Raw genomic sequence first — 26,755 nt, 5'->3', positions numbered from 1 at the left:
ATCCGCATTCGATTATCCCAGCTTGGGGGAAAGCGCACCCATCGGCGTGAGCCACGTCGCGATTTTGGCCAGTCCGCTGCCGATCCGCTGCACCGCGCTCAGGTGCACCGGCAGCTCGTGCGGGAAGGCCTCGATCACCTTCCCGAGCGCGTCCGGCGGCACATCCCCGATCAGCGTGTAGACGATCCCGCCGGACGACCAGACGACGTACGACGGCATGCCGTAGCGGACGTAGACGCCGGGTGTCTGCGTCGGTGTGAAGCCGGCCACGGCCGCTGGGTCGAGGGCGCCGCGCTGCTCGAAGACCGAGACGTTGAACAGACCGTCGGAGTACGAGAACTGGAGCGAGCCGTTGGTGGTGTCCTGGTGGACGTCGTACAGCTTGAGGGCGGCTGGGAGCTCCGGTGTGCAGACCCAGCCCTCGGAACGCAGGCTGTCGACCTTGCCGAGCCCCAGCGGCTCCACACCGTTCGGAGTCATCGGCGGCAGGTGCCGGATGAACTGTGAGTCCTCGATCTCGAGCTCGGTGAACACGGTCGCCCGGACCATCGTCTTGCCGTCCACACCGAACAGTTGCCGCTGCAGCAGCAGCCCGGTCGCCTTGTCGATCCAGAACCGTGCAGCGAGGGTCTGGTCGTCGCGGAGCGCCTCGACCAGCACTGCCGTCCGCCCGATCAGGTCGGTGCAGCACTTGTAGACCAGCTTGTACGTCGCCTGCAGCAGCGAGAGCGGACCGCCGTCAATGGACGCCTCGGTGCTGGTCGCGCGCTGCACGAAGGCCTTGGCGCCCGGCGAGGACGGTGAGCCGATGACGCTGATTTCCGAGCCCTGGGACGCCGCGTGCACGACGTCGAGCATCGCCGAGCTCGCGCCCTGCGGTCCCCAGGCGGTGATGATCTGGGTGCCGTGGTACGAAACCCGGTTCGGCGCTGCCGCGGCGCGCTCGAGCCAGCTGACGGCCTGCGGCGAGTCCTCGCGGTCGAGTGCCGGAACCGCGGTGGCGGGCAAGGGCAGGCCGATACCGATCAGGGCGGTGCTGACCAGGACGGCGAGCCGGTTGAGGCTCACGGGATCAGCGTCCGGTCAGGGCCACCGGCTGCAGCGTCGAGCTGAACCCGACGTATCCGGACCCGTTGTACGAGTTGAGCACGGCCACCGGGTCCGCGAACGGCGTCCCGCCCGTGGTGCTGGCGTGATCGGACGAGAAGCTGGTCATCGGCGGCTGCAGCGACGGCGGCTGCTCCGACCGGGCCGGGTCCCCGACGACGAACGCCGTACCGAGTAGTGAGGCCACTGCAGCTGCGGAGCCGGCCGCGCCCAGCACGCCGGTACGGCGGCGGGAGCGGGTCGTGCGGGGTGTTCCCGTCCCCGGGCGGCTGGCGCCGGTGCGGGCCGCCGGGAAGGCGGAGCGCTGTGGGAAGAGCGACGGGACCGGTGTCAGGACCGGGCGGACCTCTTCACGCGGCTCGGTGGCGAATGAGGAGACACCCATCAGCCGCTGCATCAGGTCGGTGGACGGGTCCGGCGCCTCGAGGGCGGCCATCCGCGCCTTCAGCCGGCGCTGGGCGTCCACCTCGGCGCGGCAGGTGTCACAGCCGACCAGGTGACTCAGGACCTTGTCCCGCGAGTCATGGTCGAGTTGGCCGTCGACGACGGCACTGAGCTTGTCCATCGGGTGCTGAAGGGTCACCGGTACTCACCTCCGGAACTCTCACCGAGCAGTCCGTCCGTGGACGGACCACTGATCCGGGTCTGACCGGGCCGCGGGGCCCGGTGCTCCAGATGCTTGCGCAACATCGAGCGGCCGCGGTGGATCCGGCTGCGGACCGTCCCGAGCTTCACGTCCAGCACGTCGGCGATCTCGTCGTACGTCATGCCCTCGATGTCGCAGAGCACGACAGCAGCGCGGAAGTCCTCCGGCAAGGAGTCCAGGGCGCCCTGCACGTCGTGGTCGAACAGCTCCGAGTTGAGCTTGTCGGCCGGGCCGTCACCCTTGGCGGGCAGCCGGTCGTGCGCGTCCTCCGGCAGGCCGTCGAACCGGATCCGCTGCTTGCGGCGGGCACCGTCCAGGAACAGGTTGGTGGTGATCCGGTACAGCCAGCCCTCGAAGGTGCCGGGGGTGTACGACGACAGCGACCGGAAGACCCGGACGAAGACCTCCTGGGTGAGGTCCTCCGCGTCGTGCTTGTTCCCGGTCAGGCGGTAGGCCAGCCGGTAGACCCGGGCGGAGTGCGTGCGGACGATCTCGTCCCACGACGGCAGCGTCTCCGGCACCGGCTGACGCGTGGGCGCCACCGAGGTGTCGAGCGGCTTCACCGCAACGCCTCCCTGGGTCCTCTCGGCAATGAGCGTGAAGGCCATGGTGCCTCGGTCACCGTCCTCTGCGCACGTCGGGAACACCCGGGTTCGACCCTGAGATGCTGGTACGACGGCTCAACGCGGTGCCCTACCCGGAAAGTTCCCGGCCAGTGCCTTCACTCAACAAGACGCGCCAGGGACTGTTCTGGTTGAGTCTTGTCCACCCTGATCCTAGGCTGCGCCGCCGGACGCCCGCCGGGCGCGGTACGACGCGACCCGGGTCCGGCTCGAACAGGTCGGCGTACAGAACCGCCGTGGTCGCTTGGCTGCAGCGTTGACGAACACTCGCTCACAGTCACCGGCCGCACACACCGACAGCGCCCCGAAGCCGTGCCCGGCCGCGAAACCGGCCAGCGCCAGAGCCGCTCCGGCAGCCAGCCACTCCGCCCAGCGCGCGTCTGGTTGCGACACGTGCAGGTGCCACGGCGTCTCGCCATGCTCGGTCAGATAGGGCCGTACGGCGTACTCGCGCAGCAGGTCGTTCAGCAGCCGGGCGGCATCCGGCGCCGACGCCCCGAACACCGGGCGTAGCCGCTCACGCACCGCGCGGACCTCGGCCAGGTCGCGCTCGTCCACGTCGATCGGCGTCGGCTCGTCGTGCGCCACGAGGAAGGCGTGCAGCGCTGCCACCGAGGTCAGCCGCTCGGGCTCGGCCGTCCGCGTGTTGACCAGGTCGACGGCGATGCCGACCAGCCGATCAGGAGTGAGCAGGGTGTCCACAGGCCTCACTGTAACGCGATTGTTTGAGTAACGCGTATCAGGATACTTTGCGTTACATGCGCTCCTACTTCACCGCCGCCACGTTGGCTCGCCTCGGCGACGACATGGTGGCGTTCACCCTGGTGTTACTCGTGCTCGACCGCACCGGCAGCGCCGTACTGGCCGGGGCGACCGGGGCTGCGTATGCGTTGCCGGCGGTCGTGACCGGTCCACTGCTCGGCGCATGGCTCGATCGGACGCCCTACCGCCGTACGGCGCTTGCCACGAACCAGGGCGTGCTGGTCGTGGTGATGGTCGCGCTGCTCGCCGCAGTGGGCCACACGCCGGCTTGGGTGACACCTGCGCTGGCTGCGGTCGCCGGAGCGACGCTGCCGATGGTGTCCGGTGGCTTCACCAGCATGCTGCCGCGACTGGTACCTGCGGAGCAGTTGCCGCGGGCCAACTCCTTCGAGGCTGCCAGCTTCGGTACGGCGACGATCGCGGGACCTGCCCTAGCGGCGACCCTGGCGGCCACGCTGTCGGTCGAGGTCGCGGGAGTGGCCATTGCGGTCACGGCGATAGCGAGCATCGTTGCGATCACCCGCCTTCCGGCTCTGCCAGCAGGTGCCCAGGAGCCGTTGCTCAGCTCTGCGGTCGCGGGGTTGCGGCATCTGGTTCGCACACCGCGGCTGCGCGCTTCCACCATCACCACCACGGTGCTCGCGGGCGCAATGGGCATGTTGCTGATCGCATTACCGCTGCATGTGCCCACGCTGCACGCGCCACGGTCGGCGGCCGGCTACCTGTGGACCGCGCTTGAGGTGGGCAGCGTCTGTACGGCGTTGCTGTCGACTCGCCTCCAGACCCGCTGGCGGCCAGAGCACCTCGTGATGGCCGCGGCTGCCGCCTACGGTGTCGCGTTCGCGTTCTGGCCGCTGGCAGGCTCATTCGCCGTGTTGCTGGTGCTGGCGGTGCTGACGGGTGCGATCGAAGGACCGCTGCTGCCGGCCATGTTCGCGGCACGGCAGCAGTACAGCCCGGCCGATCTGCAGGGTCGCGTCGGGACCACTGCGGCCAGTCTGCGCGTCGGCACGTCTGCCCTCGGTCAGGCGGCCGCCGGGCTGCTGATTCCGGTGCTCGGAACTCGCGCGATGCTGCTCGTGATTGCGGGAACCTTGGTGTCAGCCGCCGCGCTCGGCGCGGCAGGTGGGGTTATCCCCCGGCGAGGTTCGGGGGTTAGCCGGATGTCGCCAAAGTCCTTATTTTCATAGCGTTCTGGCCATGAACCTCACCGCCTTCCTGGCCAGCGCCGTACTGGCCGTCTCCCCCGCTTTCCCTGCCCCTCAGCTGCAACAGATCGTCGATTCCGGCGGGGCTGCCACCGCCGTACTGCGCGTAGGTGCGCAATCCGGATCTGCCGGACCGGTTGCCCCTCAGGCGTATTTCCGGATCGGGAGCGTGACCAAGACCTTCGTGGCCACGGTGGTCCTGCAGTTGGTCGACGAGAAACGGGTGCGGCTCGACGATCCGATCGCGCGATACCTACCTGGCGTCGTACCGAACGGTGAGCGCATCACCGTGCGGCAGGTGCTCGACCACACCAGCGGGATCTACGACTACGCGCACGATCCGGGGTGGTCGACCAATCGCTGGCGGGGCGCTGATCGCTTCCGGCACTACGAACCTTCGGAGCTGCTGGAGGTCGCGTTCAGTCACCCGCCGTACTTCGAGCCCGGCGCCGGATGGCACTACTCGAATACCAACTACATCGTTGCCGGACTGCTGATCGAGCGGGTCACCGGTCGCTCGTACGGCGCGGAGATCAGCAAACGGATCCTGAGACCGCTGCGGTTGACGCAGACGAGCCTGCCCGGCGATCGGCCTGGTCTGCCGTCACCGCATGCACCCGGTTACGCCTCGGTCGACGGCAAACTGGTCGACGCGACGCTGATGAACCCGTCGCTGGACTGGGCGGCGGGCGAGATGATCTCCACGACGGCTGACGTTAACCGGTTCTTCGAGGCGCTCTTCGCAGCGAGGCTGACCAGCAAAGCCGCACTGGCCGAGATGCGGCGCTATGTCCCCGCAACCGACCTGTTCGAGTACGGGCTGGGTCTGCAGCGGTTCCGACTACCCTGCGGGACCTCCGTCGAGGGACACAGCGGGCAGATTCTGGGCTACACGACGTACTCGACTCACTCGGGTTCCACCCACGCCACGTTGTCGTACAACCCGCTGCCTGGCGGTGATCCGTCGAGCGCGGTGATCGGGCTTTTCACGGCCGTCCACTGCGACTGACCCGGATCGGTGTGACATTCAGGGGTGGCATCGCATCGAAAGGGGTGACGCCAACCGAGGAGAACGATGCCGAATCGCAGTGGGTCGACAACGGAGCAGGAGTTCGAGGAGTTCGCGCAAGCGCGGGCTGCTCAGCTCTACCGCTCGGCGTGGTTGCTGTGCGGTAGTCACCACCAGGCGGAGGACCTCGTCCAGGAGACGCTCGCCAAGCTCTACGCACGGTGGCGACGGCCGTTCGGCCGGATCGACAATCCAGCTGCCTATGCGCAGACCACGCTGACCCGGACGTTCCTCGGCGGGAGGCGGCTTCGGAGCAGCGGCGAGAAGCCGTACGCCGACGTACCGGAGCAGCTGGTCGACGATCCGGCGGCCAGGGCGGACGTCCGGCTGGCGCTCCGGGCGCTGCTGGCCGAGCTGCCACCTGCCGACCGCGTGGTGCTGGTGCTGCGCTATCTCGAGGACCTCAGTGTCGACGAGGTCGCCGACCGGATGGGCGCCTCACCGGGCGCGGTGCGCAACCGCAGTATGCGCGCACTCGAACGGATCCGCGGGCTGGCCGACGACTCACTGAGAATCGGGAAGGACTGACATGTACGACGACAAGACAGCCGCTGACGACCGCGTCACGACGCTGTTCCACGACACCACGGCAGACGTCGAGGTGGACGTCGCGGAACTGGTCCGCGGCGGCATCGCCCGCGGCCGCGCCAAACACCGCCTGCACACCATCGGTACGGCGTTCGCCGCAGCCGTCGGCGTGGCCGGCATCGTGGGCGTCGCACTGCCCCTCGCCACCAGCACCAGCGGCAACGGGATCGCACCAGCAGGCGCCCCGGCGCCTGCCGTCACCAGCACGAAGGCAACCGCGGTCCCACCCAAGGGCAAGCCAAGCGACAAACCCCTGCCCCGACCACCAGCGCAGGCCGATATCCCGGTCAAAGCCGCGAACCTGCCAGGCGCCTTCGCCCACATCTACCCCGGGAAGATCACCCAGGCCGAGAAGCGCACCGGCCGGATCATCGACGACGGTCGGCAGGCCCAGATCGCCCACTTCCTGTGGAAGGGCTACCTCGTCAGTGCCATGTTCACCGCCTACGACGGCACTCCGGCAGAGCGCTGCGACGAGATCCACCTGGATGCGGCGGGCGCCGGCCGCTCAGCGGTCACCTGCAACGAGCGCCCCGACGGGACGTTCCTGCTGTCTGCGCACGGCGACGAGCCTGCGGTGGACGGCGGCGGCCAGGCCAACTCGGCCACGCTGATCACCAAGGACCACTACGAGATCACTGTCATGGCCTACACCTACTCCACCAAGGGCGGCACCAACCTATCCACGCATCCGCCGTTGAGCGAGGCCCAGCTCAAGCACGCGGTCACCAGCCACGCCTGGTTCTAGCCGGCAAGGCCCGGCCGCCTCGTGCGGCCGGGCCGGGCCAGATCAGAACGGGCAGGTCGAGCGGTACTCCTCGACAGTTGTGCTCGCCCCAGGTCCGGGGCAGATGAACTGCTCGTAGCGGGTGTCGTCGTCGACGAAGCGCTTCAGCCAGGAAATGCTGTACTTCGCGACCGTCGTGTTCGGCGAGGTCGGAGCGGAGTGACTTGCGTTGTTCAGCTCCAGGTACGCCTTGTCGAGGGTGGCCGGCAGGCTGGTGTAGAACGGTTCGGAGTGGCTGCTGACCGGGGCGGTGGTGTCGCTCTCGGCCCCGACGACCAGGGTCGGCACGGCGACCTGTGACCAGTTCTTCGTGGTGTTCCAGCCGGCCAGCGGGACGATGGCCTGGAGTGCCGGCCGGTCCTTGGCAGCCTCCAGAGAGCCCCCGCCGCCCATCGAGTGCCCCATCGCGCCGAGGCGGCTCGCGTCGATCCGCGTCCGGACCGAGCTGCTGGTGGTCAGGTAGTCCAGCGCTGCCAGCAACTGGTCACCACGGCTGGCCGGTGAGTCGAAGCGGGACAGGGTGTCGATCGTGATGATCACGAAGCCCTGCGAGGCCAGCCGTGGTCCTAGCCAGGCAACGCTCGACTGAGTCGCCGTGAAACCGGGTGAGATGGCGACCGCACCAAAGGTGCCTTCGCTGGTGCTGGTCGGGTAGTAGATCGTGCCGCCGCCGAAACCGCGCGCCCCGGACGGCGGAACGGTCACTGTCGCGGTGGCGAACGGGCCTTGCGGTGCTTCGATACTGGCGTTGGTCGGGTCGGGACCGCGCTCGTACGGATTGGCGGCCGCATGCCCGGTGGTTGGGGTCAGTACGGCGGCGGCGAACAGCGTGGCGAGGAAGATCTGCAGCGGACGACGGCGGAATGCGCGCACGGCAACTCCTTCGGTGGAACGGGCGGCTGAACCGCCTGTCCACCACCGGCCTACTCGGTGGTAAGGCGGCCCACGGCGCCCAAGGTAATCACTCGACTACCCTGGGTCAACGGCGGGCCGCGAAGATCCGTGCACTGTTCAGGACAAGATCACCGAGCGGGTCAGACTGCGCGGCTGGTCCGGGTTCAGGCCGAGCGCGAGCGCCTTCGCAACCGCCACGCGCTGGGCGACGACCAGCGAGGCCAGCGGGTCCAGCTCGGCGTGGTGCACGATCGTGGCGCCAGTGGCGGCGACATCGTCGAGCAGGCCGACCGGCGCCTCACCGAAGATCCACACGCCACGGCCGGGCTGCGCGATCGCGATCGGGCCGTGCCGGTAGTCCATCGCCGGGTAGGCCTCGGTCCACGCGGAGGCCGCCTCGCGCTGCTTCAGGGCCGCTTCGTGGGCCAGGCCGACGGTCCACCGCGTGCCGACGTACGTGAGCTGCTCCAGCTTGGCCAGTTCGTCGACGTCGATGCTCAGAGCGGTCTCCGCATCCGCAGCGGCCTGCTCGAGATCCTGGCCGAGGGATGCGCGGAGGAGCGCCAACGTGGTGGTCGCGAACCGGGTTTGAACAACGGACTGCTCATCGGCGAAGTCCAGAATGATCACGTGATCGGCCAGCTCGACGATCGGCGAACCCGGGGTCGCGGTGATCGCCACCGTCGGCAGGTCGGTCGACCGGATCAGGTCGAGCACCTCGGTCGTCGTACCGGACCGGCTGATCACGACCACGACGTCGTACTGGCGGTCCTTGGGGAATTCCGAACCGGCGAACGCGTCCGTCTCGCCCTGACCGAGGTCCTCGCGCAGGGCGGCGTACGCCATCGCCATGAACCACGAGGTGCCACAACCGACCGCTGCGACACGCTGGCCGGCCTTCGGCAACGCGTCACCGTACTGCGCGAAACCGCTGCCGACCCGGCGCCAAAGCGCAGGCTGGGTGGCGATCTCAGCGGTCACGAAAGGGCTCTCATCGGGCGTCTGGGTCATGTCGTCTCCGCACTTCTGATGGTCGAAACTGCTCGAACGTGATCGAATGGTGCCAACCGGCCGCCATCCGGCTGACCGATTGTGTGAAGGAGGAGCCCAGGGTGAAGCGTTATGAACGCCTCAACACCTTGCTCGAGTCGCTCGCCGAGAAGGGCGCCATCGACGTCGACGAGCTCGCCGAGCAGTTGCACGTGTCCGCGGCGACGATTCGGCGCGACCTCGACCACCTGGGCAAGCAGCAGCTCCTCACCCGGACCCGGGGTGGCGCCGTCGCCAACGCGGTGTCGTACGACCTGCCGCTGCGCTACAAGACTGCGCGTTTCGCATCCGAGAAGCAGCGGATCGCGCAGGCCGCGGCCACGCTGGTCCGGCGCGGCATGGTGATCGGGATGAACGGCGGTACGACGATCTCCGAGGTGGCGCGCACGCTGGCCACCCGCCCGGAGCTGTCGGCCGAGCACGGCGAGCCCGCGTTCACTCTCGTCACCAACGCGCTGAACATCGCCAACGAGCTGATCGTCCGGCCGCACGTGAAGATGGTGCTCACCGGCGGCGTGGCCCGGCCGCAGTCCTACGAGATGATCGGGCCGCTGTCGCACCGGATCCTCGCCGACCTGTCGCTGGACATCGCCTTCATCGGTGTCGACGGCATCGACGAGACCGGCGCCACCGCCCACCACGAGGGCGAGGCGAACATCAACCAGCTGATCGTCAGCCGGGCCGCCAAGGTCGTCGTGGTCGCCGACTCCTCGAAACTCGGCCAGCGCGCCTTCGCCCGGATCTGCGAACTGAGCGAGATCGACACCCTGGTCACCGACGCCCAGGCCGACGAGAGCCAGCTGACCGTCTTCAAGGAAGCCGGCATCGACGTCATCCGCGCTTAGCGCCATCTCGCCGTACCTCCTTGTCCTAGGTGAGCTCTGCCTTGGTAGGACGATCATATCTGATTGCGCGCTTGTTGTAATGAGCAGTTCTGCGCAATCTCCGCGCGGGAGGCGGGGAAACCGGACCCGGTGCCGCTAGGCTTCTCGGCAGCATGAGCAGCGCAGCAGCGGATTACCCCGCAGACCCACGGGAGGGCATCATCGCCAGCGGCATCGACCCGAGCTCCTGGGCGTACGCCGAGGACTACATCGGAGACGACGAGGTCGTCACCGGTGCCCGGGCGAGCGCCGCGGACAGTGGCGTGGGCGCGATCGGCTCCGGTTCGGCGACCGCACTCAGCCTGCTGGCCGCCACCGTCGGCGCCAAAGCCGTGGTCGAGATCGGCACCGGCACCGGCGTCTCCGGCCTGGCCCTGCTCCGCGGCATGCGCACCGACGGCACCCTGACCACGGTCGACCTGGACGCCGAGAACCAGCGCCTGGCCCGCAAGACCTTCCTCGACGCCGGCATCACCTCGAACCGCTTCCGCCTGATCGCCGGCGCCGCCCTGGACGTGGTCACCCGCCTCACCGACGGCCACTACGACCTGGTCTTCTGCGACGCCGACCGCCGCGAGAACACCGCCTACCTGCACGAGGCTCTCCGCCTCCTGCGCCCCGGCGGCATCGTCGTGTTCGCCGGCATCCTCACCGGCGGCCGAGTCCCCGACCCGGCCCACCGAGACCCCGAGACCACCGCCCTGCGCGACCTCATCCGCGCAGTCCGGGAAGACGACGACCTGGTCTCCGCACTCCTCCCCACCTCCGAAGGCCTCCTCACCGCCACCAAGCGCCTGAACTGACAAACGCGCCGCACGGGAGACCCGGCGGCGCGTTCGAAGAGCTGACGTCAGCGGTAGGTCACGTACAGGTCGAACCCGCCCAGCGCGAACGGCCTGCACTCGTAGGTCTCGGCCCGCGGGCTGGTCTGCAGGATTCGGTTGCCCTCGCGGATGCACTCCGACTCAAGTACGAAGTGGCCCCGATGCTGCGGCGCTCCCTGCACCTGTGCGAGAGCCGGTGCGGCAGGGGCGACGGCTACGGCGGCAGCGCCAAGGCAGAGGGCAGCGATCAACTTGCGCATTCAGATTCTCCCGAGTTGTGGACTAGTCCTAAAACGAACCTATCCAGCAACCAGGTCACTACGTGGTGAGGCGTGCCAGTTCGGTGGTCAGGTCGTTGAAGGGGTCTGTTTCGGGGTCTATCAGCTCGTAGTGGCCGCAGTCTGGGACTCGGTTGAAGCGGGAGGTGGGGTGGGCGGTGAAGTAGGACTCCGCTACCTGCACGGGGACGACTGAGTCGTTGACGCCATGCAGGATGGACACCGAGGCGATGGGGGCGGGGAGGTGGACCGGGTCCAGGTCGTTGCGGACACCGCTGCCGATGAAGTCCTGTACGGCGCCGTTGTCGAGCATCAGCTGGTCAGCCAGGAGCAGGTCGGCGACTGGGGCTAGAGCGACCACACCGCGGAGGCGAACCGGGTTGAGCGTGGCGGCGGCCCAGAGCGCCAGTTGACCGCCTGCGGAGTGCCCGACCAGCACGTAGCCGGACTGTACGTCGACCAGGTCGGGGAGCCGGTCGAGCGCCGTACGGATGTCTGAAGTGGTGACGTCGGGTTCACCGGGCACGCGGCGATATTCGAGGGAGGCGACCGGCCAGCCGAGGTCGGCGAGGGCGGCGCCTAGTGACCGGGCGTGCATGCGGTCGTACTCCGGGCGCCAGAATCCACCGTGGATGTAGACGACCAGCGGGCGCGGGTTCTTCGCGTGCCAGTGGTCGATCACGTGGTCCGCGTCGTCGCCGTACCGGAGCTCTTCGTCAGGCTCACGGGCGGAGCGGGTCAGAACCGATCGGTCCTCGCTCATTCAACGCCTCCCGAGGTAGCGCGTCGCGTTCGTCGACAACAGCTTCTGCTGCTGCTCCACGGTCAGGAAGCCGGCTTTCCGCACCACCTCCCCGACCGGTCGCTCACCCAGTGGATAGGGATAGTCACTGCCGACCAGTACCCGGTCTTCTCCCAAGGTATCGACAAGTAGCCGCAAAGGCGCTGATTCGAACACCACTGTGTCGACGAAGAACCGATTCAGATAGTGCGAGGGTGGATGCTCTGAGCAACCACGCACGATGTCGCCACGCCGGTGCCAGGCGTTCTCCAAGCGCCCGAGCCAGAACGCGAAACTCCCGCCCCCGTGGGCGAAACAGATCCGCAACGACTCCGGCAGTACGTCGAACGCCCCGCCCAGGATCATCGCGATGATCGACAGATGCGTCTCGGCAGGCATCCCGGCCAGCCAGCGCGCCATCCAGCGGTCGAGTCTCGGCCCGCCCGGCATATCCCACGGGTGCACGAGAACCGGCGTACCGGTCTCGGCGCAGTGCTTGAGGAAGGCAACGATCCCGGCGTCGTCGAGATCCTTGTCCCCGACGTGGTTACCGATCTCGACCCCGACGTGCCCGGCGTCGAGACAACGGTCGAGCTCGGCGCAGGCCGCGTCCGGATCCTGCAGCGGCACCTGACAGAACGGGACGAACCGCTCATCACCGGCCAGCGTTTCCAGCGTGCGGTCGTTGAAAATCCTTGCCAGCTTGACCGCCTGGTCAGCCGGCCGGTCGTAGCCGAAGAAGACCGGGGTCGGCGACACCACCTGGAGATCGATGCCATCGGCATCCATATCGGCACGCCGTACGGCGGTGTCCCAGGCCTGCGGACCGACCGGGCGGAACTCGGTCTCGCCGACCATGATCATCGCGGCCCGCTCGGAGTCCACCCGCAGCCACGGCCACCCCTCGCCCCCACAGGCGGCCGCGAGATCGGGCCAGCCCTTGGGGACGAGGTGGGTGTGGACGTCTACAGCCACTTACGCCTTGCCAGGATGGACGGCACCACACGAAGGGCAGGTGCGGGCTTCTTCGCTTTCGTAGAAGGCGGCGAAGACCGGTGGCAGGTCGGCGACGATGTCGGTCACCTGGAGCTCGACCTCGTGCACGATCGCGCTGCACTCACCGCAGTACCAGCGGAACTTCTCCAGCGTGCCCTGCTCCCGGACTCGCTCGATCACCAGGCCGATCGAGTCCGGACCGCGCTGCGGCGAATGCGGCATGTTGCGCGGCAGCACCCACATCTCACCCGCGTTGACCTCGACGGTCGCCGGACCGTCCTCGGTCATCACGTTGACCCGCAGCTCACCCTTGATCTGGTAGAAGAACTCCTCGTACGGATCGACGTGGAAGTCGGTGCGCTGATTCGGCCCGCCGACCACCATCGTGATGAAGTCGTCCCCGGTCGGGAACATCTGCTTGTTGCCGACCGGCGGCTTCAGCAGATGCTTGTTCTCCTCGATCCACTCCGGAAAGCTCGTCGACTCCAAGTTGGCCATCATTCACTCCTTAGACGGGATCGCCGCTACGGCCTGAATCTCGATCAGCAGCTGGGGATGCGGCAGCTGATGGACAGCAACTGTCGTGCGTGAAGGCCCGGTCTCGTCGAAGTACTCACCGTAGACCTCGTTGTACCCACCGAAGTCGTTCATCGACACCAGGTACGTCGTCACACTCACCAGGTCGGTGAGGTCCGCGCCGACCGCCTTGAGGATGTCGCGGATGTTCTCCAGTACGGCGCGCGTCTGCTCGCGAATGTCGAGTGTCGTGGTGCCGAGCTCGTCGACCGACGCGCCCGCGATCGTGTTGTCCGGCCGCCGGCTCGACGTACCGGAGACGAACGCGAATCCGCCCGACACCTTCACGTGCGGGAACCGTCCGCGCGGTTTCGCCTTACCTGCAACAACTGTCATGACAGCTCCACGCAGACGTTGGTCGGTTCGGAGTAGAAGTCGAACGAATGCCGTCCGCCCTCGCGCCCGACCCCGGACAACTTCATCCCGCCGAACGGCGTCCGCAGATCGCGCACGAACCAAGTGTTGACCCAGACCAGACCAACCTCAAGCGCCGCACCGGCTCGATGCGCGCGCCCGACGTCCCGCGTCCAAACCGTTGCCGCGAGCCCGTAATCGCTGTTGTTGGCCAGCGCGAACGCCTCGTCCTCGGTGTCGAACGGCGCGATGTGGCAGATCGGCCCGAACACTTCCTCGCGGTTCGTCCGGGCATCCGCGGGCAGCCCGGTCACGACCGTCGGTTGCACATAGCAACCACCGTCGCGGGCATCACCGAACGACGGTACCCCGCCACCCGTGAGTACGTCGGCACCTTCGGCGCGTGCGAGGTCGTAGTACGAAAGGACCTTGTCGCGATGCTGTTTGGAGATCAGCGGCATGTTCACGGTGGCCTCGTCGGCGGGCCAGCCGTAGGTGAGTTCGCCGGCCCGGGACGCGAGTCTGGCGCAGAACTCGTCGTACACGGGGCGTTCGACGTACAGGCGTTCGGTGCAGAGGCAGACCTGGCCGCCGTTGGTGAAAGTCGAGCGGACCGAACCCTCGACAGCCGCATCCAGGTCGGCGTCGGCGAAGATCACGCCGGCGTTCTTGCCGCCCAGCTCGAACGAGACCGACTTGACCCGCTCCGCGGCCACCTTGGCGATCGCCGTACCGGTCGCGGACTCACCGGTGAAGGTGATCGCGTCGATCCCCGGGTGGCGGGTCAGGTACTCCCCCGCCGACGCCGGGCCGAGGCCGTGCACGAGGTTGAAAACCCCATCCGGTACGCCGGCCGCCGCCATCACCTCGGCGAGTACGGTGGCCGACGACGGCGTCTCCTCGGACGGCTTGACGATCACCGCGTTGCCGCAGGCAAGCGCCGGTGCGACCTTCCAGGTCAGCAGGAGGAGCGGGAGGTTCCACGGTACGACGATCGCCACGACACCGACCGGTTTGCGGACCGCGTAGTTGAGCGCCCGGCGACCGTCCGCCAGCGTGGTCGTGTAGGACTCGGTGGGCGTGGTGGTCGCGAAGTCCGCGAACGCGCGGAAGTTGGCCGCACCACGCGGGATGTCGAGCGTGCGCGCCTGGCTGATCGACTTCCCGGTGTCACCAACCTCAGCCGCGACCAGATCGTCGAACCGCCGCTCCAGCTCGTCCGCCACGCGCCGCAGCACGCTAGCCCGCTCCTGCTCCGACATCCGACCCCAAGGGCCCTTAAGAGCCGCACGAGCCGCCTCCACCGCCGCATCCACGGTGGACTCGTCCGCCTCGCACACCTCGAAGATCTGCTCCCCCGTCACCGGACTCACCTTGGCAAACCTGCGGGAGCTCTCCACGAAGGAACCACCCACGAAGTGCCGGAGGAGCCCCACCGAGGTGGGCTGGCCAGTGAGCAGCTCAGGCGTCCACAGCGTCACCTGCGCCTCCTCAACAACCTCAGTACGACCAGTACGAGACCTGCCGCCGCCAGACCGACGTACTGGTGTTGGCGGTGCACTCTTCGCTGCACCTCCGCGTACGGCGTGGTGCTGAAGGAGACGAGCTCGTAGCGGGAGACGTATCGGCCCGGCAGTAGGCGTTCCAGCGTGTGTTCCACCTGTTTGGTGAGGCGGAAGACCGGGGAGGCGACCTTGTCGCGCATCTCGATGAAGTTGTTCAGGGCCATGTCGGCGATGGCTTCGGTGTTCTCGCGCCGGCGTGCCTCGAAGAGCGGGAGTGCGCGGGCCCACGAACCGCCTGTGTCGTCCAGGCAGCGGTCCAGCTCGACGACGTCCTCGAACGCACAGTTCGCACCCTGGCCGTAGAACGGCACGATGGCGTGTGCTGCGTCGCCGATCAGACCGGTCCGCCCGTGCGCCTGCCAGGGCAGCGTGTGAACAGTGCCGAGCACACCGACCGGGTTGTGCAGGTAGTCGTCGACCAGATCCGGTGCCAGCGGCAGCACGTCGGGGTAGTGCTCACCGAAGTACCCGATGATCGCCTCTGCCGTGGTGAGCGCGTCGAACGAACCGGCCGGCCAGAACAGCGTGCACGTGAACGAGCGGTCCGGATTCGGCAGGGCGATCATCATCGACGTCCCACGCGGCCAGATGTGCAACGCACCTGGGTCCAGCGCGAACTCGCCGTCCACTGCCGGAATCGACAGCTCCTTGTAGCCGTAGTCCAGGAAGTCGACGTCCTCGGCAACAATGCCCTCGGTCAGCAGTTGCTCGCGCACTGCCGAGCCGGCGCCGTCTGCACCCAGCACCACGTCCGCCGCGACCGACACCTTCCCAGACGGCGTCTGGAACACCATCCGCCCAGCTGCCGAGTCCAGCTCACACAACCGGTGCTCGAACTCCACCGTCACGCCGCCGGCCGCCGTAGCTGCTGTCAGCAGCGCGTTGTTCAACGCGCCCCGGCTGATCGAGTTGATCGCTCGGTCGCCACTGGCCGAGTACTGCTGGAAGTCGAGCGCTCCGGCGACCGGATGGATCATCCGGCCCTTCATCGGCAGCGCATCGGCCATCACCGTGGTGTCCAGCCCGATCCGGCGCAGCGCATCCAGTCCGCGCTCGGAGATGGCCAGGTTGATCGACCGGCCGCGCTCGGCCGCAGCCACGCGCGGATCCGGACGACGCTCGTACAGGGTCACCGTCAGTCCACGCTTGGCCAGGTAGCAGGCCAGCAGACTGCCGGTCAGCCCGGCTCCGACGATCGCAACCTTCATCCCGGTATCACCTCGGCCAGCGCTGCCGCTGCGCGCCAGCAGTCGTGGTACGTCGAATACAGCGGCACCGGCGCCAGTCGCAGCACATCTGGTTCGCGTGCGTCCGCGATCACGCCGTACTCGAACCGTAGCCGCTTGGCCAGCCCACCGGCAGTCAGCGCACCGCCGATCCGCAGCGACAGCTGTGCGCCTCGGCGCGCCGGATCGGTCGGAGTGATGATCGGGACGTCGAGCAGCGTCTCCAAGTACGCGGTCAGCCGCAGACTGCGCTCACGCAGTGCAGTGATGCCCACCCGGTCGAAGATCTCCAGGGAGGTGCGTACCGGACTCATCGAGAAGATCGGCGGGTTCGACACCTGCCACGCGTCCGCCGACTGCGGCGGTCGAGAGTACGGCGTCATCTCGAACCGCGTAGCGGCCTCCGTGCTCCACCAGCCCTCGAACCGCGGCAGGTCGCCACCCAGATGCCGCTCGTGCACGAATACTCCGGCCAGCGAGCCAGGGCCCGAGTTGAGGTACTTGTACGAGCACCAGGCCGCGAAATCGACGCCCCACTCGTGCAGCTCCAGCGGTACGTTGCCGACCGCGTGAGCCAGGTCCCAGCCGACCACTGCACCGGCCGACTGGCCGGCCGCGGTGATGGCGGGGATGTCCATCAGCTCACCGGTCAGGTAGTTCACACCGCCGAGCAGCACCACTGCCACGTCATCGCCGAGCTGTTCGATCACATCCGCCGTACGGAGGCAGTCCTCGCCCGGTCTGGGCTTCAGACGGACGACAGCGTCGTCGTACCCGTGGAAGCGTGCTTGGGACTGTACGGCGTAGCTGTCCGAGGGGAAGGCCGAGTCCTCGATGAGGATCCGGTACCGCGACGCTGTCGGGCGGTAGAACGACACCATCAGCAGGTGCAGGTTGACCGTCAGCGAGTTCATCACCACGGTCTCGCTCGGCAACGCACCGACGAGTCGCGCCGCCGGTCCGGTCAGGAGCTCGTGGTAGGGCAGCCAGGGCCGCTCACCCTCCAGGTGGCCCTCGACGCCGAGAGCAGCCCACGAGTCCAGGTCCGCGAGCAGCTCGGTGCGGGTCGCCTTCGGCCGCAGCCCGAGCGAGTTCCCCGCGAAGTACGCGACCTCGGGGTAGGGGCCCTCGTGCACCGGTGGGATGTCGAAGAGCTCCCGGTGTCCCGGGTCGGCGGCGTCCAGTGCGTGTGCCTCCGCCTCCCGGCTCATGCCTCGGCGACCTCCGGCTCCTCAACAGCCCGTACGGCGGGTGGGTCGACCACCTGGCCCTTGCCGAGCACCGTGACGCCGCCCTTGGAGACGGTGAAGCCACGCTGCCGGTCGTAGTCCTGGTCGATGCCGATCTCGACACCCGGCGGGATCACCACGTTCTTGTCCAGAATGACGTTCTTCAGCACCGCACCGGCGCCGATCGTGCAGTTGTCCATGATCACCGCGCGCTCCACCTTCGCACCGGCCCCGACCTTCACGTTGGAGCCCAGCACGGAGTGGTCGACGGTCGCACCGGACACGATCGAGCCCTGGCAGATGATCGACTCGCTGACGGTCGCGTTGTCGGTGAACTTCGCACCGGGCAGCTGCGGGTGCGAGGTGAAGATCGGCCAGTCGGAGTTGTACAGGTTGAACACCGGCTGGATCGACACCAGATCCATGTGCGCCTCGTGGTACGAGTCCAGCGAACCGACGTCCCGCCAGTAGGAGCGGTCCCGGTCGAGCGCACCGGGCACGTCGTTGTCCTTGAAGTCGTAGACCCCGGCCTTGCCCTCGGCAACGAGCATCGGGACGATGTCGCCGCCCATGTCGTGCCGGGACGCCGGATTGGCCGCGTCCTTGCGCAGGGCCTCCACCAGCACGTCGGCGCTGAACACGTAGTTGCCCATCGACGCGAACGTCTCGTCCGGCGAGTCCGGCAGCCCAGGCGGGTCAGCGGGCTTCTCCAGGAACTCCGCGATCGTGTGGCCGTCGTCGGCGGTCTTGATGACACCAAACTCCGACGCCTCGGCCCGCGGCACCCGGATACCCGCGACGGTGACGCCGTTACCCCGGGCGATGTGGTCGGCCACCATCTGGGAGGCGTCCATCCGGTACACGTGGTCCGCGCCGAACACCACGATGATGTCAGGCTTGGCGTCGTTGATCAGGTTCATCGACTGGTAGATCGCATCCGCGCTGCCCTGGTACCACTGCGGGCCCAGACGCTGCTGAGCCGGCACACAGGTGACGTAGTTGCCCAGGAACGTCGACATCCGCCAGGTGATCGTCACGTGCCGGTCCAGCGAGTGCGACTTGTACTGCGTCAGTACGCACAGACTTCGGATCCCTGCGTTCACCAGGTTGGACAGCACGAAGTCGATCAACCGATAACTGCCGCCGAAGGGCACAGCCGGTTTGGCCCGGTCCGCCGTCAGCGGCATCAGCCGCTTCCCCTCACCACCGGCCAGTACGATTCCGAGAACTCTGGGCGCCTTTGCCATGTGCGCACCTTAGCCCCGGCAGCCCCGACACATAAGCGGGTGCGAGTGTCGCGAGACTGAAGCATGCCGAAGCTCACCACCCCGACCGCCACCGTTCACCACTCGTTCCTCACCGGGTGTGAGTGACACTGGACGGATGCCAACGCTCGTCGAACCCACAGTCACCGTCCACAGGTCGTTCCTGGAGGCGTGGGACGAGCTGGAGCCTGAGCTGCAGGGCCGGTGGATGGGTGGGCGGACGTACATCGGCGGCGAGGAGGAGACCTGGTCCCGCGAGGACCTGGTGGATCCGGCCGAGTTCGAGCGGTTCGTCGCCGAGGCCCGGGCCGGTGCGGATTCGGACGCCGTACTGGCACCTGACATCGTTCCGCACTCGATTCTGTGGTTCGTCGACGGCGACGAGTGGCTGGGCCGGATGTCCATCCGGCACGAGCTGACTCCGCCGCTGCTGGAGCTCGGCGGCCACATCGGGTACTGCGTCCGCCCGTCTGCCCGGCGCCGCGGTTACGCGACCGAGATGCTGGTCCAGTCGCTGCCCTTCGTCGCCGGGCTCGGCATCGACCCGGCGCTGGTCACCTGCGACGCGGGCAACCTGGCGTCGCGGAAGGTCATCCAGGCGGCCGGTGGGGAGCTGGAGGACGAGCGACACGGGAAGCTGCGGTTCTGGGTCGCTACACACACGTCCTGATGACTTATCGTCGGACTTTATGAAGGTCGCCATTCTGACGCGTGAGTTTCCTCCGGACGTGTACGGCGGGGCGGGGGTGCATGTCGACTTCCTGGTGCGCGAGTTGCGCCGGTTGCTCGATGTCGACGTGCACTGCATGGGTGAGCCACGTCTGGGCGCGACTGCGCACTCCGAGGACGACCCACGGATCCCCCACGCCAATGCGGCGCTGCGGATCCTCTCCACCGACCTGACCATGACTGCGGCGGTCGGCGCGGCACAGCTCGTGCACTCGCACACCTGGTACGCGAACATGGCCGGTCACTGGGCCAAGCTCCTGTACGGCGTCCCGCACGTGGTGACCGCTCACTCGCTGGAACCGCGCCGGCCGTGGAAGGCCGAGCAGCTCGGCGGTGGCTACCGACTGTCGAGCTGGGCCGAGCAAACGGCGTACGAGGCTGCTGATGCGGTGGTGGCGGTCAGCCGCGGGATGCGGGACGACGTACTGGCCTGCTACCCGTCGATCGACCCGGCCAAGGTGCATGTCATCTCGAACGGGATCGACGCCGACTTCTACCACCCGGACCCGTCGACGCACGTGCTGGAGCGGCTCGGGGTCGACCTGAGCCGGCCGTACGTGACGTTCGTCGGCCGGATCACCCGGCAGAAGGGTGTGCCGCATCTGCTCCGTGCAGGGCTGCGGCTGGACCCGTCGGTGCAGCTCGTGCTGCTGGCCGGTGCGGCCGACACGGTCGAGCTGAAGGCGGAGACGGACGCGCTGATCGATGACCTGAAGGCTGCACGTGACGGCGTCTTCGTGGTGTCCGAGATGCTGCCGCGCGAAGACGTCCGCCAGGTGCTCACGCACGCGCTCGCCTTCTGCTGCCCGTCGATCTACGAGCCGCTCGGCATCGTCAACCTCGAGGCGATGGCCTGCGAGACAGCCGTCGTCGCCAGCGCGGTCGGCGGTATCCCGGAGGTCGTCGACGACGGCGTCACCGGGACGCTCGTCCGGTACGACGAGAACGACATCGACACCTTCGAGCGCGAACTCGCCGACGGCATCAACGAGCTGGTCGCCAACCCGTCCAAGGCCGCGGCGATGGGCAAGGCAGGTCGCGAACGCGCCGTTTCGCAGTTCGGCTGGGACGCGGTCGCCGAACGGACGGTCGAGCTGTACAGCTCCTTGGCAGGGTAGGGATATCCCTACCCTGATTCGGGGGTTGGCCTGATGGTGGCGAGCGACCGCTGACGGTTGGCTGGATGCATGACATCCCGTGCGATCCGCATCATCCCCGCCACGCTCGCCATCGGCGCGCTGCTCGCGGCGCCACTCACCGCGTTCGCCGTCACCCAGCCGTCCCTGGCCCAGGCCGCCGTCGCCCAGGCCGCCCTTGCCGAGCGGACGGCGGTGCGCGGTTCGCTCGTCTCCGCAGTCGAGGTCGCCAAGCTCAAAGCCGCCGACCTCGACGCAGCCGCCACCGACGCCGGTTTCGTCGGCACGCCGAAATCCCGGTACGACGTCACCGCCTACCGGCTCATCTACCGCACCATCGACCCCAACGGCCGACCGACGACCGCCAGCGGCATCGTCGTACTGCCGGACGGCCGCCACGGCGCCCTGACCGTCGCGGAGTACCTGCACGGCACCACCGCCACCAAGGCGTACGCCGCCTCCGTGGACCCCGAGTCCACCGACCGCCTGATCACCGCCCTCTTCGCCGGCACCGGCCTGGCAGCCATCGCCCCCGACTACCTCGGCCTCGGACTCGGCCCGGGCAAACACCCCTACATCGACACGAACACCGAGACCAGCGCCTCGATCGATCTGTTGCTCGCGGCCCGCACGTTCACCACCCGACACGGCGTCGCCCTCAAGCGCGATGTACTGGTCACCGGCTTCTCTCAGGGCGGCCGCGCCACCCTGGGCGTCGGCCGAGCCCTCACCCGCGGCGAAGCAGGCTCCTTCCGCCTAGGCGAAATCCGCGGCGTAGCCGGCCCCTACGACCTCCTCGACGTCGAGCTCCCCGCAGTCTTCACCGGCGAGGTCGAGCCCCACGTCGCCACCATGTACCTCGCCTACTTCACCACCGCCTGGGATCGCACCGTCGGCCTCTACAACAACCCGCGCGAAGCCTTCCGCCCGCCGTACGCCGACACCGTCGAAGGCCTACTCGACGGCACCCACACCGAGGAAGAGATCGTCGCAGGCCTCCCCGACACTCCGGCGAAGCTCTTCACCAACCAGTTCCTGGCCAAGCTCAAACACCCCACCGCCCACTTCCGCCAAGCCCTCCAGGACGCCGACCAGATCTGCCACAACTGGACCACCCGCGCCCCCATCCACTTCTACACCGGCACCAAAGACACCGACGTAGTCCCCACCAACGCCCCCGCCTGCGCCACCACCCTCCGCGCCACCGTCACCACCCACTCCATGGGCCCCGTAAACCACTTCGGCACCGCCCACACCGCCTACCCCCAAATCCTCCGCACCTGGACCCCGTAGCCCTAACTTCCGTCACCGCCATTTGGTGGGTGCACCCATCTCGTAGGAGGTTCCCCGCCGAGATTCCGGGGTGGGAACCTCCCAACTGGTGGTTGCACCCACGAAGACAGGCGCGGCCGTCAGCCAGCGAGGCGGGTACGACGGGCGCGGGCGAATGCCTGGCGGATGAGCAGCGCCGTACGCGCAGGATGCTCGAGGTCCGCCCACGTGATGCGGACAATCTCCAGCCCCAGCGCTCGCAGACGATCCTCACGAAGCTTTTCGCGGATCAGCGTCGTGGCCGATCCGTCGGTGTACTTCACCATCCCGTCGAACTCGACGATCGTGTTCTCGTCGGGAAAGTAGAAGTCGACGCGTCCGATGAACCCGACGTCGTCCGAGAAGGTTGCCTGCAGGACGGGACGAGGCAAGCCTTCGTTGCGCATCACCACCCGCAGCCGCGACTCTCCCACCGATTCGGACAGCGGGTCGGCGAAGGCGATAGCTGACCTGATCGTCGGGCTACCTGGCCAGCACTCGGTCGTCTCGAGATGCCGTCGAAGAACCTCGGCGCTCACCTGGGGCCGCCGCAAGGCTGCATCGGCACTGACCACGGCAGCCTCGAACGAGGCTCTGCTGGCGTTCTCCACCAAAGCCCGTTCGACCGAGGTCACCACCAGGGCATCGACTTCCGTCAGCTCCGCAGGTGTCAGCTGCCCTTCGTGATGCCTCGTGCCTGCCTTCAGCCTGCTTCGCCCGGTCAGGCGGGTCAGCTGCACTTCTTCCAGATCAGCACCCCAGACCGGTATGCCGTGCAGCAGAAGCGCCGAGTAGTGACTGACCACCACCGACCCAGGACGCATCGCGTTCACCGCGGCATGAACAAGTCGTCGATGGCGAAACACGTGCCGGTCCCACGCTTCCGAATTGCGCAGGTCGACGGCTTCGGCGTACTGCCCGTGCCGAAGTCGCTCCCACCGGCCGTCCTTCAGACGATCCCGAATCTGATCCGGCGCATATCCGGCGATCATCGCCTGCAGGCGGCTGAACACACCGCCCTGTCGCGCCGCAACGCGCGTCAACTCTGGGTTCATTCCCCAAGCATCGGCCTTCCCGCCCCACCCCCGCTCGCCCTCGCCTCTGACCTGTGGACAACTTTGGTGGGTGCACCCACCAGCCTGGAGGTTCCCCGCCGAAATTCCGGGGTGGGAACCTCCCATTTGGTGGGTGCACCCACCAAACGAGGCGGGGGCGGGGGCGGGGCGGCGGGGTGGGGGTTAGGCGATGCCGGCGGTGGGGGAGTTGGTGGTTAGCCAGGTGGTTAGGAGGCGGGCGCCGGCGCCGGTGGCGCCGGCGGAGTATTCGTGGCGGTCGGCGGGGGATTCGGCGATGGAGGAGAGGTCGAGGTGGGCCCAGGGGGTGGTGCCGGTGAAGGCTTTGAGGAAGAGGGCGGCGGTGATGGAGCCGGGGCCCTTGGAGGAGTTGACGGCGTCGGCGATGGGGGTGGCGATGAGGTCCTGGTACTGGTCGGCCAGGGGCATTCGCCAGAGCTCTTCGCCGGAGACGCGGCCGGCTTCGGTGAGGTTGTCGGCGAGGGCGTCGTCGGTGGCGAACAGGCCGCCGTACAGCATGGCGCCGAGGGAGACCTTGATCGCGCCGGTGAGGGTGGAGATGTCGACGACGACGTCGGGCTTCAGCTCCTGTACGGCGTACGCGAGGCCGTCGGCCATCACCAGGCGGCCTTCGGCGTCGGTGTTCTTGACCTCGGTGGTGCGGCCGCCGTAGTGGCGGATCACGTCGTCGGGGCGGTACGCCGAACCGGACGGCATGTTCTCGGCCGAGCAGATCAGGCCGGTGACCCGGACCTTCGCGCCTAGCTCGCGCAGGGCGGACAGGGTTGCGATCACCGAGCCGCCGCCGGTCATGTCGCGCTTCATCGACACCATGCCTTCGCGCGGCTTCAATGACAGGCCGCCGGTGTCGTAGGTGATGCCCTTACCGACCAGGACGACGTACGGCGTCTTGTCGGTGGCGCCGTCGGGGACGTAGTCCATCCGGATGAATCGGGGCGGGCGGGTCGAGCCCTGGCCGACCGCGAGGATGCCGCCGAACCCGTCGGCGGCGAGCTTCTTCTCGTCCCAGACCGTCACCTCAAGGCCGGTGGTGTTGGCCAACTCGGTGGCGCGGGCGGCGAGCCAGGCCGGGTCCTTCTCGTTCGACGGGGTGATCGCGAACTGCCGGGCGAGCCAGCCGGTCCGGCCGATCACGATGCCGCGGTCGAGGACGGCCTGTCGCTCGGCCGTGGAGCCGTCGGTCAGGGTGACCCGGCCTGCTACCGGCTTGCCCTTGTCGACCGTCTTCAGGGTGTAGCTGAACGAGCCGAGTACGACGCCCTCGGCGAAGGCCTGCAGCGCCTGGTCGTCGATGCCCTCGGCAACGACCGTGGTGAGCTCGTCCTTGCCGCGGCCGAACCGGGCGATCGCCGCGCCGGCGTGCCGCAGCTCCTTCGCGGTCCCGTCACCGGCGCCGACCAGCAGCACCTCGCTGACCTCGCCGGCCAGCAGCGGGTAGGCCACCGTCGAACCGGCCGACGCGCTGAAGCCGGCCTCCTGCTGCACCTCGAGCAGCCGGGTCAGATCGACGCCGAGCCGCTCGCTCGCCTCCTTCGCCGCCGCCGGCAACCCACTCGACCCGACGACGACCACCCACGTCGGTGCGCCGTGCACCGGCAGGCCCGGCTGCCAATCCACGGCCGGAATCGTCGGGTACACGAAGGTGCTGGTGCGGCGAGCCACTGGAGGGTCCTCACTGGTCAAGTGTCAAAGAAACTGCTGGCCAACCGTAACGACCCCGGCCGGTACCAGAAAAGGCACCCACCGGGGTCGTAGGAAATGACAGAGGTGCGGAAGGCACCCCGGAGAGTCGGTCAGCCGACGACGGCCTTCAGTGCGTTACCGAGCTCGGTCGCCTCGTCGGCGTTCAGCTCGACCACGAGCCGGCCGCCGCCTTCGAGCGGAACCCGCATCACGATCCCGCGGCCCTCCTTGGTGACCTCGAGCGGACCATCGCCCGTCCGCGGCTTCATCGCCGCCATGCGCGCACCCCTTCCCAGTTCGGTGTTGAGCGACGACACCGCGCGGACAACCGTCGCCGGCGCCGTGCGGTGATGCGCCGTCGGCGCGTATCGCAGTGTGTATCCCGACCCATTATCCCCGATCACAGGCCGAAGGCGCGCACCATACGGCAGACTCGGGTTTTGTGCACGCCCGTTCAGCCCTCTTCGACCTGTACGGCGACCACCTGCGCGCGCGTGGAGCGCGGGCACCGGTGGCCGCGCTCGTGCGCCTGCTCGCACCGCTGGGCGTTCATCCGCCGGCTGTCCGGACCGCCGTGTCGCGGATGGTCCGGCAGGCCTGGCTGGAGCCGGTCCGGATCGACGGTCAACCCGGATATGCGTTGTCGGCCCGGGCGCGCCGCCGCCTCGACGACGCGGCCGCGCGGATCTACCGAACCGGGGCCGACGGCACCCATCCGGACGGCGTACCGGGCGGGGTCGAGGTGTGGGACCGGCACTGGCATCTGGGCATCCTGCACGAGGTCCCGAACGCCCGCCGCCGCGATCAGCTGGCGAGCCAACTCGCCTTCCTGGGTTGGGCTCCGCTGTCGGACGGCGCCTGGGTCGGGTTGCGCAACGACAGCGAGGTCGACCAAATCCTGGAGGTCGAAGGGATCACCGCCGACCGGTTCCGGGCGCCGGTCGACTCGTCAGCGATCGAGTTCGCCCGGCGGGTCTGGAAACTCGACGAGCTCGGCGCGTCGTACGACGCCTGGCTGATCGAAGCCAAGGCCCTGGTCGACGCGGCCGGGGACGGCACCACCGACGAGCAGGCGTTCGCCGTCCGCTCCGAACTCGTGCACGAGTGGCGCAAGTTCCTGTTCCTCGATCCGGGGTTGCCGGACGAGTTGTTGCCGGCCGGCTGGGCCGGGACGCGGGCCGCCGCATACTTCGATTTCCACGCGGAACGACTGGGCCCCGCGGCCGGGCGTTTCGTCGACGACTGCCTGACAACGCACTGAATTTCCTCACCCACCGTCAAGGAGCTGACCACGATGAGTGACTCTGTCACGTACGGCGTGTCCGAAGGTGTCGCCACCATCACCCTGAACCGGCCGGACGCGATGAACGCGCTCGACACCCCGACCAAGGTGCTGCTGCGCGACACGATCCAGGCTGCGGCCGCGGACGACGCCGTACGGGTCGTGGTGCTGACGGGGACCGGGCGGGCGTTTTGCGTCGGGCAAGACCTCAAGGAGCACATCGGGCTGCTGCAGGCGAACGACACGGACGCCCTCTGGAGCACGGTGCCGGACCACTTCGCGCCGATCGCGCTGGCGCTGGCCGAGATGCCGAAGCCGGTGATCGCTGCGATCAACGGGGTGGCGGCCGGGGCGGGCGCGTCGATCGCGTTCGCGTGCGACTTCCGGATCGTGGCCGACACGGCCGGGTTCAACCTCGCGTTCACCGGGATCGCGCTGTCGTGCGACACCGGGATCTCGTGGACGCTGCCGAGACTGATCGGTCAGGCGAAGGCTCTGGAGCTGCTGTACTTCCCGCGGACCGTGCCGGCGGCGGAGTCGCTCGAGCTCGGCCTGGCGACGTCGGTGGTGCCGGCTGACGGCTTGGAGGCGGCCGCTGCTGAGCTGGCCGCGAAGCTCGCTGCCGGGCCGACGGTTGCCTACGCATCGGTGCGGCAGTCGCTCGCCTACTCGGCCACACACACGCTGGCCGAGGCGCTCGTCTTCGAAGCCGAGAAGATGCAACTGACCGGCGACACCGAGGATCACAAGAACGCGGTCGCGTCGTTCGTGGCCAAGGAAAAGCCGACCTTCACCGGGCGGTGAAGGT

General features: G+C 68.2%; 29 protein-coding genes. 11 read left to right on the top strand and 18 right to left on the bottom strand.

The genetic code is table 11. The features are described 5' to 3' along the window. Positions 1 to 12 precede the first annotated feature (12 nt). The 4 genes from ACFTSF_RS17830 to ACFTSF_RS17815 form a co-directional block, all read right to left on the bottom strand. The gene (locus tag ACFTSF_RS17830) at positions 13 to 1,068 is read right to left on the bottom strand and encodes a sigma-E factor regulatory protein RseB domain-containing protein (protein WP_380154771.1); all 1,056 of its coding nucleotides are present in this window, start codon (positions 1,066 to 1,068) and stop codon (positions 13 to 15) included. A 4-nt stretch (positions 1,069 to 1,072) separates the two neighbouring features. After that, positions 1,073 to 1,690, bottom strand: a complete 618-nt coding sequence (locus tag ACFTSF_RS17825; RefSeq protein ID WP_380154770.1) for an anti-sigma factor family protein — start codon at positions 1,688 to 1,690, stop codon at positions 1,073 to 1,075. After that, the gene (gene sigE / locus ACFTSF_RS17820) at positions 1,687 to 2,361 is read right to left on the bottom strand and encodes an RNA polymerase sigma factor SigE (protein ID WP_344151973.1); all 675 of its coding nucleotides are present in this window, start codon (positions 2,359 to 2,361) and stop codon (positions 1,687 to 1,689) included. Before sigE ends, ACFTSF_RS17825 begins: the two co-directional genes overlap by 4 nt. A gap of 168 nt (positions 2,362 to 2,529) precedes the next feature. After that, a complete protein-coding gene (locus tag ACFTSF_RS17815) occupies positions 2,530 to 3,078 on the bottom strand; it encodes a CGNR zinc finger domain-containing protein (RefSeq protein ID WP_380154769.1) in 549 nt (182 codons plus the stop codon). A 56-nt stretch (positions 3,079 to 3,134) separates the two neighbouring features. Between ACFTSF_RS17815 and ACFTSF_RS17810 the strand changes: the two genes are divergently transcribed. The 4 genes from ACFTSF_RS17810 (at position 3,135) to ACFTSF_RS17795 (ending at position 6,751) form a co-directional block, all read left to right on the top strand. Next, positions 3,135 to 4,328, top strand: a complete 1,194-nt coding sequence (locus ACFTSF_RS17810; RefSeq protein ID WP_380154768.1) for an MFS transporter — start codon at positions 3,135 to 3,137, stop codon at positions 4,326 to 4,328. A gap of 10 nt (positions 4,329 to 4,338) precedes the next feature. After that, positions 4,339 to 5,355, top strand: coding sequence for a serine hydrolase domain-containing protein (locus ACFTSF_RS17805; RefSeq protein WP_380154767.1), 1,017 nt, complete (start codon positions 4,339 to 4,341; stop codon positions 5,353 to 5,355). 66 nt (positions 5,356 to 5,421) lie between these two features. Continuing rightward, a complete protein-coding gene (locus tag ACFTSF_RS17800; protein WP_380154766.1) occupies positions 5,422 to 5,943 on the top strand; it encodes a SigE family RNA polymerase sigma factor in 522 nt (173 codons plus the stop codon). Between the two features lies 1 nt (position 5,944). Continuing rightward, positions 5,945 to 6,751, top strand: coding sequence for a hypothetical protein (locus ACFTSF_RS17795; RefSeq protein ID WP_380154765.1), 807 nt, complete (start codon positions 5,945 to 5,947; stop codon positions 6,749 to 6,751). Positions 6,752 to 6,793: 42 nt separating this feature from the next. On the opposite strand, the gene ACFTSF_RS17790 is transcribed toward ACFTSF_RS17795, so the two are convergent. Continuing rightward, positions 6,794 to 7,663, bottom strand: coding sequence for an alpha/beta hydrolase (locus ACFTSF_RS17790; RefSeq protein ID WP_344151955.1), 870 nt, complete (start codon positions 7,661 to 7,663; stop codon positions 6,794 to 6,796). Between the two features lie 138 nt (positions 7,664 to 7,801). After that, on the bottom strand, positions 7,802 to 8,695 hold the full coding sequence (locus ACFTSF_RS17785; protein WP_380154764.1) for an SIS domain-containing protein: 894 nt from the start codon (positions 8,693 to 8,695) through the stop codon (positions 7,802 to 7,804). A 101-nt stretch (positions 8,696 to 8,796) separates the two neighbouring features. On the opposite strand from ACFTSF_RS17785, the gene ACFTSF_RS17780 reads away from it, so the two are divergent. Together ACFTSF_RS17780 and ACFTSF_RS17775 are read left to right on the top strand one after the other, a co-directional pair. Continuing rightward, positions 8,797 to 9,579, top strand: coding sequence for a DeoR/GlpR family DNA-binding transcription regulator (locus ACFTSF_RS17780; protein ID WP_132410249.1), 783 nt, complete (start codon positions 8,797 to 8,799; stop codon positions 9,577 to 9,579). A 152-nt stretch (positions 9,580 to 9,731) separates the two neighbouring features. Beyond that, positions 9,732 to 10,421: an O-methyltransferase gene (locus ACFTSF_RS17775; RefSeq protein ID WP_344151948.1), complete on the top strand. Its 690-nt coding sequence runs from the start codon at positions 9,732 to 9,734 to the stop codon at positions 10,419 to 10,421. A gap of 47 nt (positions 10,422 to 10,468) precedes the next feature. Here ACFTSF_RS17775 and ACFTSF_RS17770 read toward each other — a convergent pair whose 3' ends face one another. From ACFTSF_RS17770 to glgC, 9 genes are read right to left on the bottom strand one after another with little or no spacing between them, the layout of a single operon-like run. Continuing rightward, positions 10,469 to 10,702, bottom strand: coding sequence for a hypothetical protein (locus ACFTSF_RS17770; RefSeq protein WP_344151945.1), 234 nt, complete (start codon positions 10,700 to 10,702; stop codon positions 10,469 to 10,471). Positions 10,703 to 10,760: 58 nt separating this feature from the next. Continuing rightward, entirely contained in the window at positions 10,761 to 11,483 is a 723-nt protein-coding gene (locus tag ACFTSF_RS17765) for an alpha/beta hydrolase family protein (RefSeq protein WP_380154763.1), read from the bottom strand. Next, positions 11,484 to 12,476, bottom strand: coding sequence for an amidohydrolase family protein (locus tag ACFTSF_RS17760; protein WP_380154762.1), 993 nt, complete (start codon positions 12,474 to 12,476; stop codon positions 11,484 to 11,486). It lies immediately after the preceding gene. Further along, positions 12,477 to 12,995 (bottom strand): 3-hydroxyanthranilate 3,4-dioxygenase, encoded by a 519-nt coding sequence (locus tag ACFTSF_RS17755; protein WP_380154761.1) that lies wholly within the window; start codon positions 12,993 to 12,995, stop codon positions 12,477 to 12,479. A 3-nt stretch (positions 12,996 to 12,998) separates the two neighbouring features. Further along, complete coding sequence (locus ACFTSF_RS17750) at positions 12,999 to 13,409, bottom strand: RidA family protein (RefSeq protein WP_380154760.1); 411 nt, start codon at positions 13,407 to 13,409, stop codon at positions 12,999 to 13,001. Beyond that, on the bottom strand, positions 13,406 to 14,908 hold the full coding sequence (locus ACFTSF_RS17745) for a 2-hydroxymuconic semialdehyde dehydrogenase (RefSeq protein WP_380154759.1): 1,503 nt from the start codon (positions 14,906 to 14,908) through the stop codon (positions 13,406 to 13,408). Before ACFTSF_RS17745 ends, ACFTSF_RS17750 begins: the two co-directional genes overlap by 4 nt. Continuing rightward, positions 14,905 to 16,200, bottom strand: coding sequence for an FAD-dependent oxidoreductase (locus tag ACFTSF_RS17740; RefSeq protein WP_380154758.1), 1,296 nt, complete (start codon positions 16,198 to 16,200; stop codon positions 14,905 to 14,907). The genes ACFTSF_RS17745 and ACFTSF_RS17740 overlap by 4 nt, the downstream gene beginning before the upstream one ends. After that, positions 16,197 to 17,429 (bottom strand): kynureninase, encoded by a 1,233-nt coding sequence (gene kynU, locus ACFTSF_RS17735; protein WP_380154757.1) that lies wholly within the window; start codon positions 17,427 to 17,429, stop codon positions 16,197 to 16,199. Before kynU ends, ACFTSF_RS17740 begins: the two co-directional genes overlap by 4 nt. After that, on the bottom strand, positions 17,426 to 18,694 hold the full coding sequence (gene glgC / locus ACFTSF_RS17730) for a glucose-1-phosphate adenylyltransferase (RefSeq protein ID WP_380154756.1): 1,269 nt from the start codon (positions 18,692 to 18,694) through the stop codon (positions 17,426 to 17,428). The genes kynU and glgC overlap by 4 nt, the downstream gene beginning before the upstream one ends. A 136-nt stretch (positions 18,695 to 18,830) precedes the next feature. On the opposite strand from glgC, the gene ACFTSF_RS17725 reads away from it, so the two are divergent. The 3 genes from ACFTSF_RS17725 (at position 18,831) to ACFTSF_RS17715 (ending at position 21,870) form a co-directional block, all read left to right on the top strand. After that, a complete protein-coding gene (locus tag ACFTSF_RS17725; RefSeq protein WP_380154755.1) occupies positions 18,831 to 19,382 on the top strand; it encodes a GNAT family N-acetyltransferase in 552 nt (183 codons plus the stop codon). Between the two features lie 19 nt (positions 19,383 to 19,401). Beyond that, positions 19,402 to 20,559 carry a glycogen synthase gene (glgA, locus tag ACFTSF_RS17720; protein WP_380154754.1) on the top strand — a complete coding sequence of 386 codons (1,158 nt, stop codon included), beginning with the start codon at positions 19,402 to 19,404 and terminating at the stop codon, positions 20,557 to 20,559. Positions 20,560 to 20,628: 69 nt separating this feature from the next. Next, the gene (locus ACFTSF_RS17715) at positions 20,629 to 21,870 is read left to right on the top strand and encodes a hypothetical protein (RefSeq protein ID WP_380154753.1); all 1,242 of its coding nucleotides are present in this window, start codon (positions 20,629 to 20,631) and stop codon (positions 21,868 to 21,870) included. A 119-nt stretch (positions 21,871 to 21,989) separates the two neighbouring features. Here the strand turns inward: ACFTSF_RS17715 and ACFTSF_RS17710 are convergent, their stop codons facing one another. From ACFTSF_RS17710 to ACFTSF_RS17700, 3 genes are all read right to left on the bottom strand, one after another. Next, entirely contained in the window at positions 21,990 to 22,943 is a 954-nt protein-coding gene (locus ACFTSF_RS17710; protein WP_380154752.1) for a type IV toxin-antitoxin system AbiEi family antitoxin domain-containing protein, read from the bottom strand. 183 nt (positions 22,944 to 23,126) lie between these two features. After that, positions 23,127 to 24,644: a leucyl aminopeptidase family protein gene (locus ACFTSF_RS17705; protein WP_380154751.1), complete on the bottom strand. Its 1,518-nt coding sequence runs from the start codon at positions 24,642 to 24,644 to the stop codon at positions 23,127 to 23,129. A gap of 131 nt (positions 24,645 to 24,775) precedes the next feature. Then, entirely contained in the window at positions 24,776 to 24,943 is a 168-nt protein-coding gene (locus tag ACFTSF_RS17700) for a DUF3117 domain-containing protein (RefSeq protein ID WP_012923066.1), read from the bottom strand. 164 nt (positions 24,944 to 25,107) lie between these two features. On the opposite strand from ACFTSF_RS17700, the gene ACFTSF_RS17695 reads away from it, so the two are divergent. Both ACFTSF_RS17695 and ACFTSF_RS17690 read left to right on the top strand, forming a co-directional pair. Beyond that, positions 25,108 to 25,926, top strand: coding sequence for a PaaX family transcriptional regulator C-terminal domain-containing protein (locus ACFTSF_RS17695; protein ID WP_380154750.1), 819 nt, complete (start codon positions 25,108 to 25,110; stop codon positions 25,924 to 25,926). A gap of 33 nt (positions 25,927 to 25,959) precedes the next feature. After that, positions 25,960 to 26,751, top strand: a complete 792-nt coding sequence (locus ACFTSF_RS17690) for an enoyl-CoA hydratase/isomerase family protein (RefSeq protein ID WP_380154749.1) — start codon at positions 25,960 to 25,962, stop codon at positions 26,749 to 26,751. Positions 26,752 to 26,755 lie beyond the last annotated feature (4 nt).

This window comes from Kribbella sp. NPDC056951, from assembly GCF_042674205.1.
GTDB lineage: Bacteria > Actinomycetota > Actinomycetes > Propionibacteriales > Kribbellaceae > Kribbella > Kribbella yunnanensis.
This window is presented reverse-complemented; position numbering and strand designations above follow the sequence as displayed.

Coding starts and splice junctions, on each gene's coding strand:
- ACFTSF_RS17710 (WP_380154752.1), bottom strand. CDS start 22,943: ATGAACCCAGAGTTGACGCGCGTTGCGGCGCGACAGGGCGGTGTGTTC.
- ACFTSF_RS17785 (WP_380154764.1), bottom strand. CDS start 8,695: ATGACCCAGACGCCCGATGAGAGCCCTTTCGTGACCGCTGAGATCGCC.
- sigE (WP_344151973.1), bottom strand. CDS start 2,361: ATGGCCTTCACGCTCATTGCCGAGAGGACCCAGGGAGGCGTTGCGGTG.
- ACFTSF_RS17795 (WP_380154765.1), top strand. CDS start 5,945: ATGTACGACGACAAGACAGCCGCTGACGACCGCGTCACGACGCTGTTC.
- ACFTSF_RS17740 (WP_380154758.1), bottom strand. CDS start 16,200: ATGAAGGTTGCGATCGTCGGAGCCGGGCTGACCGGCAGTCTGCTGGCC.
- ACFTSF_RS17770 (WP_344151945.1), bottom strand. CDS start 10,702: ATGCGCAAGTTGATCGCTGCCCTCTGCCTTGGCGCTGCCGCCGTAGCC.
- ACFTSF_RS17725 (WP_380154755.1), top strand. CDS start 18,831: ATGCCAACGCTCGTCGAACCCACAGTCACCGTCCACAGGTCGTTCCTG.
- ACFTSF_RS17755 (WP_380154761.1), bottom strand. CDS start 12,995: ATGGCCAACTTGGAGTCGACGAGCTTTCCGGAGTGGATCGAGGAGAAC.
- ACFTSF_RS17775 (WP_344151948.1), top strand. CDS start 9,732: ATGAGCAGCGCAGCAGCGGATTACCCCGCAGACCCACGGGAGGGCATC.
- kynU (WP_380154757.1), bottom strand. CDS start 17,429: ATGAGCCGGGAGGCGGAGGCACACGCACTGGACGCCGCCGACCCGGGA.
- ACFTSF_RS17805 (WP_380154767.1), top strand. CDS start 4,339: ATGAACCTCACCGCCTTCCTGGCCAGCGCCGTACTGGCCGTCTCCCCC.
- glgC (WP_380154756.1), bottom strand. CDS start 18,694: ATGGCAAAGGCGCCCAGAGTTCTCGGAATCGTACTGGCCGGTGGTGAG.
- glgA (WP_380154754.1), top strand. CDS start 19,402: ATGAAGGTCGCCATTCTGACGCGTGAGTTTCCTCCGGACGTGTACGGC.
- ACFTSF_RS17700 (WP_012923066.1), bottom strand. CDS start 24,943: ATGGCGGCGATGAAGCCGCGGACGGGCGATGGTCCGCTCGAGGTCACC.
- ACFTSF_RS17765 (WP_380154763.1), bottom strand. CDS start 11,483: ATGAGCGAGGACCGATCGGTTCTGACCCGCTCCGCCCGTGAGCCTGAC.
- ACFTSF_RS17800 (WP_380154766.1), top strand. CDS start 5,422: ATGCCGAATCGCAGTGGGTCGACAACGGAGCAGGAGTTCGAGGAGTTC.
- ACFTSF_RS17750 (WP_380154760.1), bottom strand. CDS start 13,409: ATGACAGTTGTTGCAGGTAAGGCGAAACCGCGCGGACGGTTCCCGCAC.
- ACFTSF_RS17690 (WP_380154749.1), top strand. CDS start 25,960: ATGAGTGACTCTGTCACGTACGGCGTGTCCGAAGGTGTCGCCACCATC.
- ACFTSF_RS17715 (WP_380154753.1), top strand. CDS start 20,629: ATGACATCCCGTGCGATCCGCATCATCCCCGCCACGCTCGCCATCGGC.
- ACFTSF_RS17810 (WP_380154768.1), top strand. CDS start 3,135: ATGCGCTCCTACTTCACCGCCGCCACGTTGGCTCGCCTCGGCGACGAC.